Consider the following 18,301-nt stretch of genomic DNA (forward strand, 5'->3'; position numbering starts at 1 on the left):
TCCCAACCACAAAAAGCGCCGTAAGGCGCTTTTTTAGTTTAAGGTGTCGATCGCGCGCTGTAATTTGACTTGGGCGAGGTGATTAAGGTTTTGCGCTTTTTCAATGCTAATCGCATTAAACGCCACTTCATCACCCGCGCGCTTTTGTAATAAGTTTGCACAATCTAATGCAGTGACTGAACCTAGTTTGGGATAACCGCCAATGGTTTGACGATCATTTAAAAGTACTATTGGTTGACCATCGGCGGGTACTTGTATGGCACCTAGGTTAATGCCCTCAGAAAAACGCGCACCAGCTGGGCTTTCTAACGCAGCGCCTTGTAAACGATAACCCATGCGGTCGCTTTGCCCCGTTACGGTATAACTTGAACTTAAAAAACGGTTCAAATCAGCCGCTGAAAATTCATGATGTTGCAGCGCAAGTACCATATTAAGCGGTGTGTTTTGGCAATAATTAGGTATTAAGTTAGCAGGCAAAACCTTTTGCTTAGTAAAACGAGGTACTTGTTGTTTTATTAATGCGTTTGTTTCAATTTTACAGCCAAGTCCTTCACGTAAAACAGTACTAACACTTGTAAAATGTGATAGCGCTTTGATAGAACCTGAAATCGCAAGCGTATGCCTCAATCCTAGATGGGGCGTAGCAATTTCAATAACATCGCCACGTGTTAGCTGAATACTTTGCCAAAGCGCTTGGCTTTTATTGTTAATTGTAAACTCGACATTTGGCCCTGTGAGTGCAATCGTTATTGGCGCTAGTACTTCCGCGCGAAAGCCACCCAGCGTTAACTCAAGTGCTGGGCTATTAATTGGGTTGCCGGCAAGGGCATTGGCAACTTTAAATGCATACGGGTCGTGGCATCCGCCTGTGGTAAGACCAAGGTGATTTTGCCCATAACGCCCTAGATCTTGAACGCAGCAATAGAGCCCTGGATGTATCACTTTGAGCACGCTAGTCAATGTGACCTCCCAAGCGGATGAACTCATTACGCTCAATAGGTATAAACTTCACGCTATCGCCAATCTTAAAAGGTAAAGGGGGAGTATTCGCAACATCAAAAAGTGATAGAGGGCAGTTACCAATAAGATTCCAACCACCGGGTGAAGCAGCTGGGTAAACCGCAGTTTGCTTATCCGCGATGGCGATTGAACCCTTGGCTACTTTTTTACGAGGAGTCGCAAGGCGTGGAGTGGCAAGTATTGGGTTTACTTCACCTAAAAAAGCAAAACCAGGAGCAAAACCAATGGCAAATACACTGTAAATTTGCTCGCTGTGGAATTTGATAATATCAGTTATAGTCAGGTTTTTTGCTTTTGCCATGGTGTTTAGATCAGCACCAACTTGCGGGTGATAATACGCAGGCAACTCGATTTGGTTTACTGAAAATGCAATATCGTTTAGCTGGGTAAGTATGCATTTAATTTTTTGCTTTATTGAGAAGTGATCAATACTAAGGCTTTGATAAGTAACTAACGCACTGGTGTAGGAAATGGTCACATCTACAATCAATTCACGCAGTGACGCCTTTAAAGCATGTGAAAAAGCCGCGAGCTTTTGCGTTTGCTCACTTGAAATTGTGTCACTAAAATAAATTAAAACAGCATGTTCGCTGGCATCAAAAATGCGATAGCTAGGGTTACTCATTGTTACCAATAATCTGTTTGATTTTTGCTATTTGAGCGACTGCACTCGGGTTATCACCGTGAACACATAACGAGTCGCATTGCAGTGTTAACTTACTGCCATCACGGGTGGTAATCGTACCAAACTGCTTTAACTCACTCACTTGCTCAAGTAACTTGGTTTCATTGTGCACAGCACCTTCAAGATTACGTGATACCAACGAACCATCAGGGGTGTATTGTCTATCAGCGAAGACTTCAAAGAGTAATTCAATACCGGCTTTTTTTGCGATTTGAATAGCTTTGGTGTTATCGACTTTACTTAGCACCATTAACTTTAAATTGGTTGGGTAGCTCGCGATTGCGTGTGCAATAATGGTGAGTAACTCGGTGTTTGCCATCATATCGTTATATAGGGCACCGTGTGGTTTTACGTAGCTAAGGCTTAGCCCTTGTACTTTTGCCATGCCTTCAAGCGTTGCGATTTGATAATGCAATAAATTAGTCAGTTCAGTATTTGACAGTTGCATGCTACGCCTGCCAAAGCCTTGCCTGTCGGGATAACTTGGATGGGCACCAATCTCTACACTATGGAGCTTGGCTAAGCTCAAGGTCTGTGCCATCACATTTGGGTCACTGGCATGAAAGCCACAAGCAATGTTTGCCATATCAATAACCGCCATGGCTTGTTCATCACAGCCTAGTGAGTATTGGCCAAAACTTTCCCCTAGATCGCAATTGAGTTTCATGGTTTATCCTTGGCAGCGTTTTATGTTATCGAGAATAATGCCGCTTGCCATAGCAACATTAAGTGATTCAGCCTGACCAAATGCCGGAATGGTTATTTTTTTGCTAATTGAACTGGCAATATGCTCGCGAATACCGTGTGATTCGCTGCCCATCACCAAAATTAAGTCGCTTTCAAACTGGGTAGCGTGAATGTTTTCGCCGCCTAAGTAGGCACCATAAACAGGTCGAGTTTGCTTACTAAAATAATCAGTTAATTCAGTTTGAATAATGTTGACGCGGGTAAAGCTTCCCATCGTTGCGCTGATCACTTTTGGATTATACGGGTCGGCACAATCAGGGCTTAAAATCAGCTCATTAATGCCATACCAGTCGGCCACGCGAATAATAGTGCCTAAATTACCTGGGTCGGCAACGCCATCAAGTACAATGGAAATACCTCGGCTATTTGGCTCATTTTGTTTTGGCGTTTCAACAATCGCAATGGCGGCATTATTACTAACTAGAGTACTTGCCTTTGCAAGCTCTTCTTCTTCACAAGTGATAATGTTGAGGCCATTTAATTGTGAAGCGTGCTTTTCGCAAAAAATTTGGGTAGCAAAAAGCTGTTCAATGATTAAATTGCTGTCGAGTAATTCGAGTACGTTTTTTTCACCTTGCACTAAAAATAAATTTTGTAACTTGCGCTGCTTTTTTTGAGATAACGCACGTAATTGTTTTAGTTGGTTTTTAGAGATCATACTGTACCCTTCTTAATTCTTACAAAATTATATCACTCATCGCTTTAGGCGGAAGGGTTTTGACAACAAGAATTTTTAACCTATACCTAAAAGTGTAAAGCAATTGCTTTATAACTATCACAAACGTTCAAATGGTTTGAACCTAAACGCAAAGGAGCGCGTTATGAAATTACTTTCACTGCCAGTACTTGGCGCATTCTTATTAGTTATTACTTCAATTACCTTTTCTGTGAGTGCAGAGTCACAAGTGACAAAGCCGACAAAGAGCAACGTTGAAGAAGTGGTTAAAGTAGAGCTCGTTAATGTAAACACTGCGAATGCAGAAAAGTTGGCAACCTTGCCTGGCATTGGCGAATCACGAGCACTCAGAATTATCAACTATCGTGAGCAGAATGGAAAAATAAAATCCCTTGAAGAATTGAATGACATTAAGGGGTTTGGTGAAAGGTCAATCTCCAAACTGAAAGGTAGAGTAACGTTTTAATTAAAAAGGGGCGTTTGCCCCTTTATTTATTGTTGTTTTCGAACTCAGCTCGCGCCTCTTTAAGCAGCGGCTTAATAAACATTAGTGTAAGTGGTGTAGTAATTAGTGGGTAGCACAAACCCACTATTAGTAAGTATAAAAGCAACCACCAAGATTCGATATTTGCTAACAGTAAAAATATCGGTGTTAAACACGCTATTTTTACTACATTGAGTGTAATTTTTTTGCTGGCCGGCAAGTTCGCCACGGCTAAGTGAATAACTTCTTGTCGTTGTCGAACTGATAAACCATCTAATTCAGGAATGTTTTTTGTTGAGAAATACATATCAAATCTTTTTAGCGAAAACCAAACGCGTAATTAACACAACAAACAATACCGCACTCGCAATCGCAAAGATCACTTGCATCCAACCTGGCATACTCAAGCCAAGAAATTGCCAGCTGATATTTCCGCAATCACCGGTGACTTCAAAAAACCATGGCATCCACTGGTGCAGTGGCAAAAACTCAGGGAAGTTCGGCTCAAACGCACAACCTGCAAAAGCAAATGGATCGGTATTATTTTGCATAGCGATGTGTTCTGCTGCAATTAAGTAACCCCAAATTGCTGAAATAGCCCAAAGCGTAAATCCGATAACACGAGCAAAGACATTTTGCGGTTTAATAGCACCTGTAATACCTGCAAACAATAGCCCCAGCATAGCGGTGCGTTGATAAATGCACATTACGCATGGCCCTAAATCCATTGCATATTGGAAGAAAAGTGCAGCACTTTCTAAGACAAGTGCGATGCCTGCTAATAGAAGCCAAGGTAAGCGTTGTTCCGGCCAATGAGCAAGTTTTGAAAACATAGGCTTTACTAAAAATTCGTTAATAATGGGGCACACTATAAAAAAAACGCCACAGCTTCGCACGAATTTTCGATGGAATTTTGTAAAACGGCGTAAATACCAAGGTTTGCGTGATTTTTATATTGTGAAATGCGTTACAAACATTAACAGAGCTGTGGTAAAAACAGTTTACAGACTATTTTATCTTATGCATTTATTTGCTTGTGCAAACAATCGCATCTGGTACAATCAGTTTGATTAAAAAAGCATTACAAGAACGACTGGACACTTCATGAGAATTTTTAAAGCCAAAAGCCCTGCGGGATTTGCTGAGGAATACATAGTTGAATCGATTTGGAACGGCGAATTTGCGCCAGGTTCAATTTTACCAGCAGAGCGAGAGCTTTCAGAGCTTATTGGTGTGACACGCACAACTCTACGTGAAGTGCTACAGCGTTTGGCGCGCGACGGCTGGTTGACCATTCAACACGGTAAGCCAACGCGTGTTAATAATTATTGGGAAACGTCGGGTCTTAATATTCTAGAGACGCTTGCTAAATTAGACTCAACTAAAGTACCCGAACTAATTGACCAGTTGCTTTCAGCGCGTACCAATATCAGTGCTATTTACACGCGTTCAGCGATTAAAACAAATCCAGATAAAGTAATCGAAACATTGTCTCGTGCTGATGATTTAGCCGACACTGCCGAAGCGTTTGCAGATTACGACTACCGCATGCACCACGAACTTGCATTTGCTTGTGGTAATCCTATTTATGTATTGACGTTAAATGGTTTTAAAGGCTTTTACGCACGCATCGCGCGCCATTATTTTGCCGATGAGCGTACGCGTAAGTTAGCGCTTAAGTTTTTTGCAGAATTAAAAGCGCTAGCAGAGCAAGACAAGTTTGATGAGTCTATTTTCTTAGTGCGTAAATATGGTCTAGAATCAGGCGCATTATGGCAAGAAATTAGAGAAACTATGCCTGAAGATATTATGGAGCAAGATGCGTAATTAACTGCACGCTTACCCAACGAAAGCCAGCACACTTGCTGGCTTTTTTGTTTTTATTGCTGAAATAGCAAAGTAGGTGACACCTCTTACCTGCCGTAAGAAAAGTGTCGTGCAAAAACATCAATGACTGATAACCTAGAATGCACAATTGTGTGATTTGTATCATAATCGTTTTTATCGAACGGCCTTATCGTTTTAATTGATTATCTTTAAATACATCGATTCGTTACACTTTCTGCAGTATAAAAATAAAAGCCAAGCCCTCTTGGTTTTTTTTATTTTGGCATTATATTTATTGCCAGAGGTGATGATAAATCATCAAAACTGGATATTTCATTATAAATAATTGGAGAAAATAATGGGCGTATTAGTAGGCCGCAAGGCACCAGACTTTACAGCTGCAGCAGTTCTAGGTAACGGCGAAATCGTAGATAGCTACAACTTACACGAAGCAATCAAAGGTAAAAAAGCAGTTGTTTTCTTTTACCCATTAGACTTTACATTCGTATGTCCTTCAGAGCTAATCGCTTTCGACAAGCGTTTTGAAGAATTCCAAAAGCGTGGCGTAGAAGTTATCGGTGTTTCTATCGATTCACAATTCTCACACAACGCATGGCGTAACACGCCAGTTAACGAAGGCGGTATTGGTCCAGTTAAATACGCACTAGTTGCTGACGTTAAACACGAAATCTGTCAAGCATACGACGTTGAGCACCCAGAAGCTGGCGTTGCTTTCCGTGGTTCTTTCCTAATCGATGAAGAAGGTAACGTACGTCACCAAGTAGTTAACGACTTACCACTAGGTCGTAACATCGACGAAATGCTTCGCATGGTTGACGCACTAGCATTCCACTCAGAGCACGGTGAAGTATGTCCTGCTGGCTGGGAAGAAGGTAAAAAAGGTATGGACGCAAGCCCAGCTGGCGTTGCTGCATTCCTTTCTGAAAACGAAGGCGACCTATAAGTCTTTTTCGTTAAAAGCTGTTTTTTAGCAGCTTTTAAAAGATATAAAAAATCCGGCAATTGCCGGATTTTTTTATGGTTTAAATTCTAATTAGAACTTGTATTTAGCACCTAACATAAATACAAATGGGTCGATTGCAACATCTGACGTTAATACTTTGTTGCCACCTGCAAATACTTCAGCATCTGTATCGATGTCGATGTAAGAAGCCATTGCGTGAATACCCCACTTTTCATTGATCATGTAGTTTGCACCTACTTGACCTGCTAAGCCAAATGAGTTTGATAGCTCAAGTTTAACATCATCAGTGCCTAATACTGCTTTTAGGTCTGCACCCGCTTCGCTGTCAAAGAAGATAGTGTAGTTAACACCAGCACCTACGAATGCGCGGAATTTGTCACCAGCGCTACCGAAGTGGTATTGTGCAAACAGTGATGGTGGTAAGTGTTTAGTTGAGCCAATGCTTGCGCCGCCGATTGCTAAATCACCAATTTTACCTTCACCAGAAATATCGTGGCTAAATGGTGTTGCTGCTACTAACTCTACTACCCAGTTATCATTAATTGCATAGTCAAATGTAATACCTAGCTGGGTGTTGCTGTCTACTGAAACGCCTGCAGTTGGGATTTCATTTAAGTAGCTTGTACCGCTGTCAGGGTTTACGTTGATTGCACCTACGTTTACGCTTAGTTTTGCCATTGCTGGTGCTGCGATTAAACCTGAGGTTAGTAATGCTGTAGTTAGTAATTTTTTCATCGATAATCTCCCGAATCATCTTTTGTTTTGATGTGGCTATTATCGGTAGCTAGAAAAATTAAAAGCTGTTCTAGATCAAGTTTTGATAGTCAAATACGGTCTATCCACATTAGAATTTGATTTAGATTAAGTTTTTGACAGCCTAGAGTTCGTTTATGAGTATTTTATTAGTAATCCCCAACCGTAAACTCGATAAACTCATCGAAAAATTTCACAGTATATTGCCTGACGTTAAAATTCAGGTGTGGCCAGAAGTGAATGATGCACTCGCGGTTGAATACATTGTTGCATGGCAACCACCGAAAGGATCGTTAGCACCGTTTGTTAATTGCAAGGCGATTGCGTCGTTTGGTGCGGGTGTCGACAGTTTATTGCAGTACGATGGTTTACCCAATGTGCCAATTACCCGTATTGTTGATGATAACTTAGCGAGTGATATGAGCTGTTATGTACTCACGCATATTTTAGCGTATCAACATCGAGTTGAATTATACGTTAAGCAGCAACAAGAAAAACTGTGGAAGCCAAAACGCGCAAGAATGGGCAATAAGGTAACAGTTCTTGGCGCAGGGCAGCTAGGTACTGCCAGCGCAAATTTACTGCACCTAAATGGCTTTGATGTCAGTGTTTGGTCACGCACCGCTAAATCACTAGAGGGCATTACTAGTTATGCGCAAGATGATTTAGCACGAGCGGTAAGTGATGCCGACTATATTGTGTGTTTATTGCCCTCAACTAAACATACCCACAATATGATTGATCATGCATTTTTATCAAAAACCAAAAAAGGCGTTGTGATTATTAATGTTGCACGAGGCGATATAATCGATGAGAAAAGCCTCTTAGCGAATCTCGACTCAGGTCAAGTAGCGCATGCAATTTTGGATGTGTTTAGTATTGAACCTTTGCCGCAAACGCATGCATTTTGGCAGCATAGCGCAATAACTATTACCCCTCATTGCTCGGCGCTTAGCAATGTTGATACCGTGACACGTCAGTTGTGTGATAACTATTCGAGATTAAAAGCGGGGCAAGCGCTTATGAACACCGTAGACTGTGACTTAGGTTATTAAACTACTGGTTGTAAAACCAGCGTTTTAATGGGTTGTTAAAATTTGTAAATTGTTTAGAATGATTCTACAGTACAGTTTATGTACTAAAACAATAATAAAAAACAAAATTATTGGGGGAGTTATGCACCGCGCAATGGCAAAAGGGATCAAATTAAGCTCAGTCGCTTTATTGGTTGCTTTTTTAGGAGTGAGTGCTTGGTTCACTCAGGCTGATGAAGCCGTAAACCAAAATACAGTAGTAACAAATGCAGAATAAGGCTCAACAGAGCCTTATTTTTTTGCGTGAATTTCTTTGTTTGCAAGCTTCGCTTGTTCGTTTTTACTCAACAGTACGTAAACTGCGCCATAGCCACCGTGGTGAGTTTGTGCTGTGTGAAAACCAAGTACAAACGGGAAATGCACAAGCCACGCATTTACATGGCTTTTTAATTTAGCTGGTTGTTCGCTATTTTCTTTGCCAACACCGTGTTTAATAAGCACAACACGTATGTTACGGCGATGACAGTCCGACAACTCCTGTATTAACTTATCCTGTGCTTCTTTGATGGAGTGGCCTTGAAGCTCAATTTTTCCATCGATATCATATTTGGCAAGTCGCAAATTTTTAAATACGCCAGCCTGAAGGCCTGAAGATTTGTAGCTAATGTAATCGTCGGGTTCAACGTATTCAATAGTTGCGCTACTCAATGCGTCATTTAACAAGCTTATTTGCTTTGAGCTTTGTTGCTTGTAGAAATTACTTAGCGCGTTCTTAGCGTTAGAGGTTGGGGTTGAAACAGCGTCTTGTTTGAGTGGCGTTACATCAGCCATTTGCTGTAAAAAAAGGTCAGAATCGGAATGTGACATGATATGGCCCCAAATGGTTACGAAATCATGTCACTATTGTATCGTTATGCTTAATTCTGTTCTAGTTGATACTGGGTATAAACTTTAAATAGATAAAACGCATTAATCAGAATAAGCGTGATATTTGATAAATGCTGTTGTGGCGCAGTATTCATACTTTGCATGACAAAAAGTGCAACTAATGAAATTGCGGCAAATAGCTTGATAACCTTAGTATTACTAATAAAAAATGCACCAATACATAAAGCGACAATTGTTAGGTTTGTTGATAAAAAAATTAAGTTTTCCACTTTGGTGCCTCCGATAATACTAAGTGGCGCGAATTATCGGAGCATTCCGGCTTTTCTTCAAACGAGAAAATCTACCATTTTAGAATAAAAAAAACTAATCCGAAAAAAAGCTCAAGATCACAGAAATAAAACCTTCCTGCTTAACTACTTGATATTTATGACAACCTACATTTTGATTAATGTTATCGCATAAAAAGATCTTTCCTTGGTCTATTTCGCCTGTAAGAGTGAGGTCGGAATCAAAAATGGTTGCTGGTAGACCTAAAAAACCAGGCCAATAGATACTTGTTCCCACTACATTAAGCTTTTGATATGAGATTAATTGTGGTTTGGGAATAATTAAAGCGGCGAGGGCAATAAAGGCTAAACTTAACCATAAGCCTTTTTTTGGCTTAGCTTCTACCTTAGCTGCTACTTGTTTTTGAGCGGCTTGAATTTCAGCCTGCGAAGGGCTTTGAGCTGGTTGTTTTCTTGTGGCTCTTTGTTTAACTTTTTTTTTGCTGGCCGAGTCGCCCATCAGCGACTGGCGCTTAATTTTAATAGACATATGTATAATTTCGTTTGACAATAGTGTCATTAATTTGTGATCTGAATTATAAGTATATAAGTTTAACATTATAATTCATTAATAAATACGGGACGATTTATGAGTGGTGAGCACGCTATTTTAATAGTTGATGACGTAGGGACAGTGAGAAACTTTCTTCACCAGACACTGATTCACTTTGGTTTAGCAAACATAGACGAAGCATCAACTGCACAAGCGTGTTTGGAACAGATTAAAAACCATCAATACGACGTGATCTTTTTAGATATTGAATTACCAGATGGTGACGGTAAAGAACTGATCAAATCAATTAACGAGATTTCTCCCGAGGCAAACGTGGTCATGGTTTCGGCACACTCAACGGTTGAAAACGTTAAAGATGCGATTGAGCGCGGTGCAAAAGGGTTTGTGGTAAAGCCGTTTTCACCAAAAAAGATTGCAGGTATTTTGAAGAAGCTAATGCCTGAGCTGGCAATTTAGTTGCGATACAAATTTTAGACATAAAAAAACCGGTGTTAACCGGTTTTTTTATTTGCAAAATAAAGTACTAATTAAAGTGCTTTAATTTTTGCAGCAAGACGGCTCTTGTGACGAGCTGCTTTGTTCTTGTGAATTAGACCTTTAGTTGCGTAACGGTCTAAAACTGGAACTACTTTTTCGAAAGCTGCTTGTGCGCCTTCTTTGTTACCCGCTTCGATTTCAGCAACTACTTTCTTGAAGAAAGTACGCATCATTGAACGACGGCTTGCGTTGTGCTGACGACGCTTTTCGCTCGTAATAGCACGTTTTTTTGCAGACTTGATGTTAGCCAAGGTTTGCTCCTAACAATCTTAAAATAAGCTTAATTTAAAGGCCGAGGAATATGCCAACATTAAGAGCAAAAGTCAATGACTTTTGTACTTTAGTTTAGCTTAATTGCTGTACTGGCTTGCCTCAACCGAACAAGTGGCGGGAGTATATCAAATAAGCACTTAGCAATACTAGTACTTCACACGATAATTTATCGTTATAAACTGCATACGCGTGTGTCACCCCATAAGAAGTTTGTGGCATACTGAGCAACTTAATTTTATTGTCGGTTATTAAAGCGTAGGGGGAGCAGTGGCAAAAGGCCTATTTCGTTCGGGAATGGTTGTGAGTTTAATGACCTTTATTTCTCGTATTTTAGGATTGGTGCGCGATGCGGTTACGGCTCATTTGCTCGGCGCAGGTGCTGCTGCTGATATTTTTTTATTTGCTAATAAAATCCCCAATTTTTTACGTCGCCTCTTTGCCGAAGGGGCGTTTGCACAAGCGTTTGTACCCGTATTAACTGAAGTAAAAGAAAAAGACGGCGACAACGGAGTACGCGTATTTGTAGCCCAAGCAGCAGGCACACTCGGCACGGTGTTATTAATTGTCACAATTCTGGGGGTGTTAGGTTCAGGTGTGGTTGCCGCGATATTTGCACCGGGTTGGTACAATGAATATGTTACTGGCGGTGCCGAAGGATTTAAGTACGAACTATTCACTCAAATGCTTAAATTAACCTTTCCTTATTTGTTTTTTGTTAGCCTTGTGGCGTTATCTGGCGCAGTACTCAATGTCTACAATCAGTTTTCGGTTGCCGCTTTTACGCCTGTTTTATTAAATATCTCTATTATTGGTTGCGCATATTACTTTCACGATAAATTTGAGTTTGGTGCATTTGCTATGGCACTTGGTGTGTTTATCGGTGGCCTAGTACAGCTTTTGTTTCAGCTGCCATTTTTACGAAAAAATAATGTGCTGGTAAAACCAACATTTGCGTGGCGCGATAAAAACGTAAAGAAAGTGCGCACGTTAATGTTACCTGCAATGTTTGGTGTCTCGGTAAGCCAAATAAACTTGTTGTTAGATACAGTGATTGCGTCGTTCTTAGTTACTGGATCAGTTGCTTGGCTTTACTATTCTGACCGCTTAATTGAATTTCCACTTGGTTTATTTGGTATTGGTATTGCGACAGTTATTTTGCCTACCTTGTCTAAGCTACATGTCAATGATGATCCTAAACAGTTCCAAGCTACGGTCGATTGGGGTGTACGTTTTGTTGTTTGGCTTGGTATTCCCGCCTGTTTTGGTTTAATTGTGTTAGCGCCTTTGATTATTAATGTGTTGTTTGGTCATGGGGAATTTATGGCTAGCGGCAATCATGTTGAAAAGGTGGCAATGGGTGTTACTGCGTATGCGTTTGGCCTATTAAGTTTTATGTTGATTAAGGTGTTGGCACCCGCTTTTTACGCGAAACAAAATACCAAAACACCAGCCAAAATTGGCGTAGCTGCAATGGTATTAAATATGGTGTTTAATTTAATACTAGCCCCAATGTTTGGCTATTTAGGTTTGGCGCTGGCAACATCGCTTTCTGCTACCTGTAACGCAGTTTTACTCTATTACTTTTTGCACAAGCAGGGCGTTTATGGGGTGTCGAAAACCACTGTATGGTTCTTCGTTAAGTGTTTAATAGCCAGTATTTTAATGTTTTTAGCTGTTTATCAATTACAGCACTATTTGCCATGGCAGCAGCAAGGCTTTATGCAACAAGTGGCTTTGTTAAGTGGATTTATCGTGGTCGCAGTAGTTGTTTATTTTTTATTGCTTGTGCTCATGGGTGTGCGATTCAGACAAATAAAAAATATTAACTGATAATCGAGTAAAAAAAGTCTATAATCGGGCGCTTAAATTTTAATTCACTTTTTTTGAGGTTTGCTAGTACGTAATGGAGTTAATCCGCGGTATACACAATATAAGGCCAAAGCATAAAGGCTGTGTATTAACCATTGGTAATTTCGATGGTGTGCATTTAGGTCACCAAGCGGTTATCAAAGGGCTAATTCAAGATGCAAAACAATATCAATTACCCAGTACGGTAATGATATTTGAACCTCAGCCACAAGAGTATTTTAGAAAAAGTGATGCACCAGCACGTTTAACACGTTTACGAGACAAGCTAGCGTTATTGTCTCAATTAGGGGTGGAGCGTGTTATTTGCATAAAATTTAACGAGAAATTTGCGAATCAATCTGCTGACGAGTTTGTTGAACACGTGCTGGTTGAAAAACTCGGCGTAGCAGCGTTAACTGTGGGCGATGATTTTCGATTTGGTAAAGGTCGCAGTGGCAATTATCAAATGTTACAAATAAGCGGTGCAACGCATGGCTTTAATGTAAAAAGTACCGCAAGCTTGCGACAAAAAGATTGTCGCGTGAGTAGCACTGCAATTCGCTTAGCATTGAGCCAAGGTGATATTCATCTGGCAAATGAAATGTTAGGCCGAACTTACAGTGTTATTGGTAAAGTGGTACATGGCTGGAAGAAGGGGCGAGAACTAGGCTTTCCGACGGCAAATATTCCGCTTAAACGACAAGTTAGTCCGTTAAGTGGTGTGTACTGTGTACAAGTCACAGTAGCAAGTAAGATTTATTACGGGGTTGCTAATATTGGCACTAAGCCAACATTTAATGGCAAGCGCACCCTTTTAGAAGCGCACCTTTTTGATTTTAATTGTGACCTTTATGGTCAGATTATCGAAGTTGCACCTGTGCATAAACTTCGAGATGAAATAAAGTTTGATAGCTTTGCCCAGTTAACAGCGCAAATTTCGCGTGATGTTGACGAAGCAAAAGCCTATTTTGATTTAATTTAGTAGCCGATACGGAAAGTAGAATTAAATGAGCGACTACAAACATACCTTAAATTTGCCGGAAACTGAGTTTCCAATGCGTGGTAACTTAGCACAACGCGAACCACAAATGCTTAAATCTTGGTACGAAAAAGACTTATATGGTCAAATTCGCACCGCTAAGAAAGGCAAGAAATCTTTCATTTTGCACGACGGCCCTCCGTATGCGAATGGCAATATTCACCTAGGTCACTCTGTAAATAAAATTCTTAAAGACATTATTATTAAGTCTAAGACGCTTTCAGGCTTTGATGCACCGTATGTTCCAGGTTGGGACTGCCACGGTTTACCAATTGAGCTACAAGTAGAAAAGAAAGTAGGCAAGCCAGGTAAAAAAGTGTCTGTTGCCGAGTTCCGCGAAAAGTGCCGCGACTACGCTAAAAAGCAAGTTGAAGGCCAAAAGGCAGATTTCAAACGCCTTGGTGTATTTGGTGATTGGGACAAGCCTTATTTAACAATGAACTTCGACTTTGAAGCAAACGCGATTCGCGTGTTAGGCCGCATTATTAAAAACGGTCACCTTCATAAAGGTTCTAAGCCAGTTCATTGGTGTACAGATTGTGGTTCAGCACTTGCTGAAGCGGAAGTTGAGTACCAAGACAAACAATCGCCTGCAATTGACGTTAAGTTCACCTTTGCTGATCAAGCTGCTCTTATCTCTAAGTTTAACTTAGCGGATGGTCATGAAGGTGAAGGCGATATCAGCATTGTTATATGGACTACAACACCTTGGACACTGCCTGCTAACCGTGCGGTTGCAGTGCATGAAGGTCTTGAGTACAGCTTAGTTCAAATTGAAACTGAACAAGGTAAACAGCGTTTAGTATTAGCATCTGACTTAGTAAAAGATGCAATGGATCGTTACGGCGTGGATAAGTTCCATGCACTTGGTTATTGCCAAGGTTCAGACCTTGAATTATTGCAAACAAACCACCCATTCTACGATTTCACTGTTCCTGTGATTTTAGGTGAGCACGTTACGACTGATTCTGGTACGGGCGCGGTTCATACTGCACCGGGTCACGGTCAAGAAGACTTTGTTGTGGGTCAGCAATATAACTTAGAAGTCGCTAACCCTGTGGGTGCCAATGGTGTGTATCTACCTGATACTGAATTATTTGCAGGCCAACATGTATTTAAAGCGAACGCGAACGTAATTGAAGTACTAACAGATAAAGGCGCACTAATGCATCATCATGCGCTTAATCACAGTTACCCGCATTGCTGGCGCCATAAAACGCCAATTATTTTCCGTGCAACGCCGCAGTGGTTCGTAAGTATGGATCAGGCAAACTTACGTCAAGATTCATTAAGCGAAATCAAAAAGACTCAATGGCTACCAGAGTGGGGCGAAAGCCGCATTGCGAACATGGTTGAAGGCCGCCCAGATTGGTGTATTTCACGTCAGCGTACATGGGGTGTGCCAATTGCACTATTTGTTGATAAGGATACTGGTAGCCTACACCCAAATACTGCCGAGTTAATCGAGCAAGTTGCTGTAAAGGTAGAAGAAAAGGGTATTCAAGCTTGGTATGACTTAGAAATAACTGAGCTACTAAGTGCTGAAGATGCAGCGCAATACGTAAAAGTACAAGACACGTTAGATGTTTGGTTTGATTCAGGTGTAACACACGCATGTGTTGTTGATGCACGTGAAGAACTAACCGGCCCTGCTGATTTATATCTTGAAGGTTCTGACCAACACCGTGGTTGGTTTATGTCTTCAATGATGACATCAGTTGCGATTAATGGTCATGCACCATATAAGCAAGTGCTTACACATGGTTTTACCGTTGACCAAAATGGTCGCAAGATGTCGAAGTCACTTGGTAACGTAATTTCGCCGCAAGATATCATGAACAAAATGGGTGCAGATATCCTGCGTTTATGGGTTGCGTCTACTGATTACACAGCAGAGATGACAGTTTCGGACGAAATCTTTAAACGCTCAGCAGACCGTTACCGCCGTATTCGTAACACTGCACGTTACTTATTAGCGAACCTAAATGGTTTTAATCCAGAAACAGATATGGTTGCAGCAGATGAAATGGTTGCCCTTGATCGTTGGATCTTAGACCGTGCCGCTGTATTGCAAGACGAGCTAGTTGCAGCATACGATGAATATCAAATGCTGGTAGTAACACAAAAGCTAATGAACTTCTGTACCGTTGAACTTGGTTCATTCTACTTAGATGTCATTAAAGACCGTCAGTACACAGCAAAGGCTGACAGTGTTGCACGTCGTTCATGTCAAACAGCGCTTTACCATATTGCTGAAGCAATGACACGCTGGATGGCACCAATTATGAGCTTCACTGCACAAGAAATTTGGCAAGTACTGCCAGGCAAGCGTGATGAGTTTGTATTTACAGGCGAATGGTACCAAGGTCTGGTAAAAGCAGATTCAGCTAAGCTAGATAACGCTTTCTGGCAGCAACTCTTAGAAGTGCGCGCTGAGGTAAACAAAGTACTTGAAGCTGCACGTAAAGAAGAGAAAATCGGCGCAACATTGCAAGCAGAAGTAACCTTGTATGTGGGTTCAGAGCTTGAAGCGCAACTGAATGCGCTTGGCGATGAGTTACGCTTCGTATTGCTTACCTCAAAAGCGGTTGTTGAAAATAAAGAAAACCGTCCAGCAGATGCGGTTGCAAGCGAAATTGACGGTTTGTTTATTTCGGTCGCAGCAACATCAGCAGAAAAGTGTGAGCGTTGTTGGCATTACTGTGATGATGTAGGCACTCACGAAGAACACAAAGATATTTGTGGCCGCTGTGTAACCAACGTAGATGGCGAAGGTGAAGTTCGTCAATTTGCATAGGGGATTTGTGTGTTAAAAGGACGTAGTGGTCTAATTTGGTTAGTGCTCAGCATCATTTTGCTGGCACTAGACCAGATTACTAAATGGGTAGTGAGCACAGAAATGTCTCTCTATCAAACAATTGATATTCTGCCAGTATTTAATTTCACTTATGTGCACAACTATGGTGCTGCATTTAGCTTCTTAAGCGAAGCAGGTGGATGGCAAAGTTATTTCTTTAGCACAATTGCAGTAACGATTAGTGTGCTGTTAATTTACTGGTTAAAGAAACTACCTGCTACTAACAAGTTGCTGTGCAGTGCTTATGCTTTAGTGTTAGCTGGCGCAATTGGTAATTTGATTGATCGCTTAGTACATGGATACGTGATTGACTTCCTGCATGTGTACTATGAGCAGTATGACTTCCCAGTATTTAATATTGCTGACGTGGCGATTAGTATTGGTGCAGGATTATTGTTACTTGATGCATTTTTTGAGCAAAAAGAGAGCGATAAATGACAGATGTAAAGATTGGTGAAAACTCAGAAGTAATTTTTCACTTTTCAATCAAATTAGAAGATGGCTCAGCTGCCGATTCTACGAAAGTTCATAACAAACCAGCTAAATTAGTGATGGGTGATGGTAGCTTAACTGCAAATTTTGAAAAGTGTTTGCTAGGCTTATGCCAAGGCGATGAAAAAAGCTTTACGCTGGCGCCAGAAGATGCGTTTGGTATGCCTAACCCAGATAATATTTACTATGTTGACCGCAGTAAATTTGGTACAGATACACCGGCTGAAGTAGGCGCAATTATCGCGTTTACACAACCTGATGGCACTGACCTTCCTGGTTTAATTCGCGAAGTTGCAGGCGATTCTGTAACGGTTGATTTTAATCATCCATTAGCGGGACAACAGGTTGAGTTTGAAGTTGAAATTTTAGAAGTGCGAAATTAATGAAAATTTTGTTAGCAAACCCTCGTGGCTTTTGCGCAGGGGTTGATAGAGCGATTAGCATTGTTGAACGTGCTTTAGACTTATTTAAGCCGCCTATTTACGTACGTCACGAAGTTGTGCATAACAAATATGTGGTTAATCGCCTCAAAGATCGCGGTGCAATATTTGTCGAAGAATTGCACCAAGTACCAGACGATAACATTGTTATTTTTAGCGCACACGGTGTATCGCAAGCCGTACGCAAAGAGGCTAAACGCCGCGAGCTTAAAGTGTTTGATGCAACCTGTCCACTTGTCACTAAAGTGCACATGGAAGTAACACGCGCTAGCCGTAAAGGCACTGAATGTGTGTTAATTGGTCACCATGGTCACCCAGAAGTGGAAGGTACTATGGGGCAGTATGACAATGATGACGGCGGCATTTACTTGGTGGAAACACCAGAAGATGTAGCAACACTTTCAGTAAAAGATGCGGATAACCTGTTCTACTGCAGCCAAACAACACTATCGGTGGATGATACTGCCGATGTGATTGATGCGCTGCGAGTAAAATTCCCAAACATTCATGGCCCGCGTAAAGACGATATTTGCTATGCAACACAAAATCGCCAAGATGCTGTGCGTGATTTAGCTGACAAGAGTGATTTAGTATTAGTGGTTGGCGCTAAAAACAGTTCTAACTCAAATCGGTTACGTGAGCTAAGTGCAAAGGTAGGAACACCAGCACACTTAATTGATGATGCAAGCGTAATGGAGCAAGCTTGGTTTGAAGACGTGACGAGCGTTGGTGTAACCGCGGGAGCATCTGCACCAGAAGTCTTGGTGCAACAAGTGGTAGACCAACTCAAAGCATGGGGTGGCACGGAAGCAATTGAAAACCCAGGTGAAGAAGAAAATATCATCTTTGCGGTACCTGCTGAATTGAGATAACGAC

23 protein-coding genes are annotated in these 18,301 nt (G+C 41.2%); 12 read left to right on the forward strand and 11 right to left on the reverse strand.

Features of this window, described 5'->3' with window-relative positions:
• Positions 1-33: 33 nt before the first annotated feature.
• Genes ACXAFE_RS04080 through ACXAFE_RS04095 form a run of 4 tightly spaced genes read right to left on the reverse strand, consistent with a single transcriptional unit; the run spans position 34 to position 3,110 of the window.
• On the reverse strand, positions 34-951 hold the full coding sequence (locus ACXAFE_RS04080; RefSeq protein WP_475153588.1) for a 5-oxoprolinase subunit C family protein: 918 nt from the start codon (positions 949-951) through the stop codon (positions 34-36).
• Position 952: 1 nt separating this feature from the next.
• On the reverse strand, positions 953-1,645 hold the full coding sequence (gene pxpB, locus ACXAFE_RS04085) for a 5-oxoprolinase subunit PxpB (protein WP_475149032.1): 693 nt from the start codon (positions 1,643-1,645) through the stop codon (positions 953-955).
• Complete coding sequence (locus ACXAFE_RS04090; protein ID WP_475149035.1) at positions 1,638-2,372, reverse strand: 5-oxoprolinase subunit PxpA; 735 nt, start codon at positions 2,370-2,372, stop codon at positions 1,638-1,640. Before ACXAFE_RS04090 ends, pxpB begins: the two co-directional genes overlap by 8 nt.
• A 3-nt stretch (positions 2,373-2,375) precedes the next feature.
• Positions 2,376-3,110, reverse strand: a complete 735-nt coding sequence (locus ACXAFE_RS04095; protein ID WP_475149039.1) for a TrmH family RNA methyltransferase — start codon at positions 3,108-3,110, stop codon at positions 2,376-2,378.
• Between the two features lie 163 nt (positions 3,111-3,273).
• Between ACXAFE_RS04095 and ACXAFE_RS04100 the strand changes: the two genes are divergently transcribed.
• Complete coding sequence (locus ACXAFE_RS04100) at positions 3,274-3,594, forward strand: ComEA family DNA-binding protein (protein WP_475149041.1); 321 nt, start codon at positions 3,274-3,276, stop codon at positions 3,592-3,594.
• A gap of 22 nt (positions 3,595-3,616) precedes the next feature.
• Here the strand turns inward: ACXAFE_RS04100 and ACXAFE_RS04105 are convergent, their stop codons facing one another.
• Together ACXAFE_RS04105 and dsbB are read right to left on the reverse strand one after the other, a co-directional pair.
• Positions 3,617-3,919, reverse strand: a complete 303-nt coding sequence (locus tag ACXAFE_RS04105; RefSeq protein WP_010560667.1) for a DUF6170 family protein — start codon at positions 3,917-3,919, stop codon at positions 3,617-3,619.
• A 1-nt stretch (position 3,920) separates the two neighbouring features.
• Entirely contained in the window at positions 3,921-4,445 is a 525-nt protein-coding gene (dsbB, locus tag ACXAFE_RS04110; RefSeq protein ID WP_475149043.1) for a disulfide bond formation protein DsbB, read from the reverse strand.
• 271 nt (positions 4,446-4,716) lie between these two features.
• Here dsbB and fadR point away from each other — a divergent pair, with 271 nt between their 5' ends.
• Both fadR and ACXAFE_RS04120 read left to right on the forward strand, forming a co-directional pair.
• A complete protein-coding gene (fadR, locus tag ACXAFE_RS04115) occupies positions 4,717-5,439 on the forward strand; it encodes a fatty acid metabolism transcriptional regulator FadR (RefSeq protein ID WP_010560665.1) in 723 nt (240 codons plus the stop codon).
• Between the two features lie 358 nt (positions 5,440-5,797).
• A complete protein-coding gene (locus ACXAFE_RS04120; protein WP_010560664.1) occupies positions 5,798-6,403 on the forward strand; it encodes a peroxiredoxin C in 606 nt (201 codons plus the stop codon).
• Positions 6,404-6,493: 90 nt separating this feature from the next.
• Here the strand turns inward: ACXAFE_RS04120 and ACXAFE_RS04125 are convergent, their stop codons facing one another.
• Positions 6,494-7,159, reverse strand: a complete 666-nt coding sequence (locus ACXAFE_RS04125; RefSeq protein ID WP_010560663.1) for an OmpW/AlkL family protein — start codon at positions 7,157-7,159, stop codon at positions 6,494-6,496.
• 155 nt (positions 7,160-7,314) lie between these two features.
• On the opposite strand from ACXAFE_RS04125, the gene ACXAFE_RS04130 reads away from it, so the two are divergent.
• The gene (locus ACXAFE_RS04130; RefSeq protein WP_475149050.1) at positions 7,315-8,232 is read left to right on the forward strand and encodes a 2-hydroxyacid dehydrogenase; all 918 of its coding nucleotides are present in this window, start codon (positions 7,315-7,317) and stop codon (positions 8,230-8,232) included.
• A gap of 121 nt (positions 8,233-8,353) precedes the next feature.
• Positions 8,354-8,488 carry a hypothetical protein gene (locus tag ACXAFE_RS04135; protein ID WP_267890920.1) on the forward strand — a complete coding sequence of 45 codons (135 nt, stop codon included), beginning with the start codon at positions 8,354-8,356 and terminating at the stop codon, positions 8,486-8,488.
• Positions 8,489-8,502: 14 nt separating this feature from the next.
• Here ACXAFE_RS04135 and smrA read toward each other — a convergent pair whose 3' ends face one another.
• The 3 genes from smrA to ACXAFE_RS04150 form a co-directional block, all read right to left on the reverse strand.
• Positions 8,503-9,078: a DNA endonuclease SmrA gene (smrA, locus tag ACXAFE_RS04140; protein ID WP_475149053.1), complete on the reverse strand. Its 576-nt coding sequence runs from the start codon at positions 9,076-9,078 to the stop codon at positions 8,503-8,505.
• Positions 9,079-9,128: 50 nt separating this feature from the next.
• On the reverse strand, positions 9,129-9,368 hold the full coding sequence (locus tag ACXAFE_RS04145) for a hypothetical protein (protein ID WP_054978487.1): 240 nt from the start codon (positions 9,366-9,368) through the stop codon (positions 9,129-9,131).
• A gap of 94 nt (positions 9,369-9,462) precedes the next feature.
• Positions 9,463-9,915 carry a hypothetical protein gene (locus ACXAFE_RS04150; protein ID WP_475149057.1) on the reverse strand — a complete coding sequence of 151 codons (453 nt, stop codon included), beginning with the start codon at positions 9,913-9,915 and terminating at the stop codon, positions 9,463-9,465.
• Positions 9,916-10,014: 99 nt separating this feature from the next.
• Here ACXAFE_RS04150 and ACXAFE_RS04155 point away from each other — a divergent pair, with 99 nt between their 5' ends.
• A complete protein-coding gene (locus tag ACXAFE_RS04155; RefSeq protein WP_475149060.1) occupies positions 10,015-10,395 on the forward strand; it encodes a response regulator in 381 nt (126 codons plus the stop codon).
• A 71-nt stretch (positions 10,396-10,466) separates the two neighbouring features.
• On the opposite strand, the gene rpsT is transcribed toward ACXAFE_RS04155, so the two are convergent.
• Positions 10,467-10,727 (reverse strand): 30S ribosomal protein S20, encoded by a 261-nt coding sequence (gene rpsT, locus ACXAFE_RS04160; RefSeq protein WP_010560657.1) that lies wholly within the window; start codon positions 10,725-10,727, stop codon positions 10,467-10,469.
• 289 nt (positions 10,728-11,016) lie between these two features.
• Here rpsT and murJ point away from each other — a divergent pair, with 289 nt between their 5' ends.
• The 6 genes from murJ to ispH all read left to right on the forward strand — a co-directional run bounded on the left by murJ (position 11,017) and on the right by ispH (position 18,297).
• On the forward strand, positions 11,017-12,579 hold the full coding sequence (murJ, locus tag ACXAFE_RS04165; RefSeq protein ID WP_475149064.1) for a murein biosynthesis integral membrane protein MurJ: 1,563 nt from the start codon (positions 11,017-11,019) through the stop codon (positions 12,577-12,579).
• Between the two features lie 73 nt (positions 12,580-12,652).
• On the forward strand, positions 12,653-13,579 hold the full coding sequence (ribF, locus tag ACXAFE_RS04170) for a bifunctional riboflavin kinase/FAD synthetase (RefSeq protein ID WP_475149067.1): 927 nt from the start codon (positions 12,653-12,655) through the stop codon (positions 13,577-13,579).
• Positions 13,580-13,604: 25 nt separating this feature from the next.
• Positions 13,605-16,433, forward strand: coding sequence for an isoleucine--tRNA ligase (ileS, locus tag ACXAFE_RS04175; protein WP_475149069.1), 2,829 nt, complete (start codon positions 13,605-13,607; stop codon positions 16,431-16,433).
• Positions 16,434-16,442: 9 nt separating this feature from the next.
• Positions 16,443-16,931: a signal peptidase II gene (lspA, locus tag ACXAFE_RS04180; protein ID WP_100912969.1), complete on the forward strand. Its 489-nt coding sequence runs from the start codon at positions 16,443-16,445 to the stop codon at positions 16,929-16,931.
• Positions 16,928-17,368: an FKBP-type peptidyl-prolyl cis-trans isomerase gene (fkpB, locus tag ACXAFE_RS04185; protein WP_475149075.1), complete on the forward strand. Its 441-nt coding sequence runs from the start codon at positions 16,928-16,930 to the stop codon at positions 17,366-17,368. Before lspA ends, fkpB begins: the two co-directional genes overlap by 4 nt.
• Positions 17,368-18,297, forward strand: coding sequence for a 4-hydroxy-3-methylbut-2-enyl diphosphate reductase (ispH, locus tag ACXAFE_RS04190; protein ID WP_475149078.1), 930 nt, complete (start codon positions 17,368-17,370; stop codon positions 18,295-18,297). Before fkpB ends, ispH begins: the two co-directional genes overlap by 1 nt.
• Positions 18,298-18,301 lie beyond the last annotated feature (4 nt).

This window comes from Pseudoalteromonas sp. ABV4_021, from assembly GCF_056159365.1.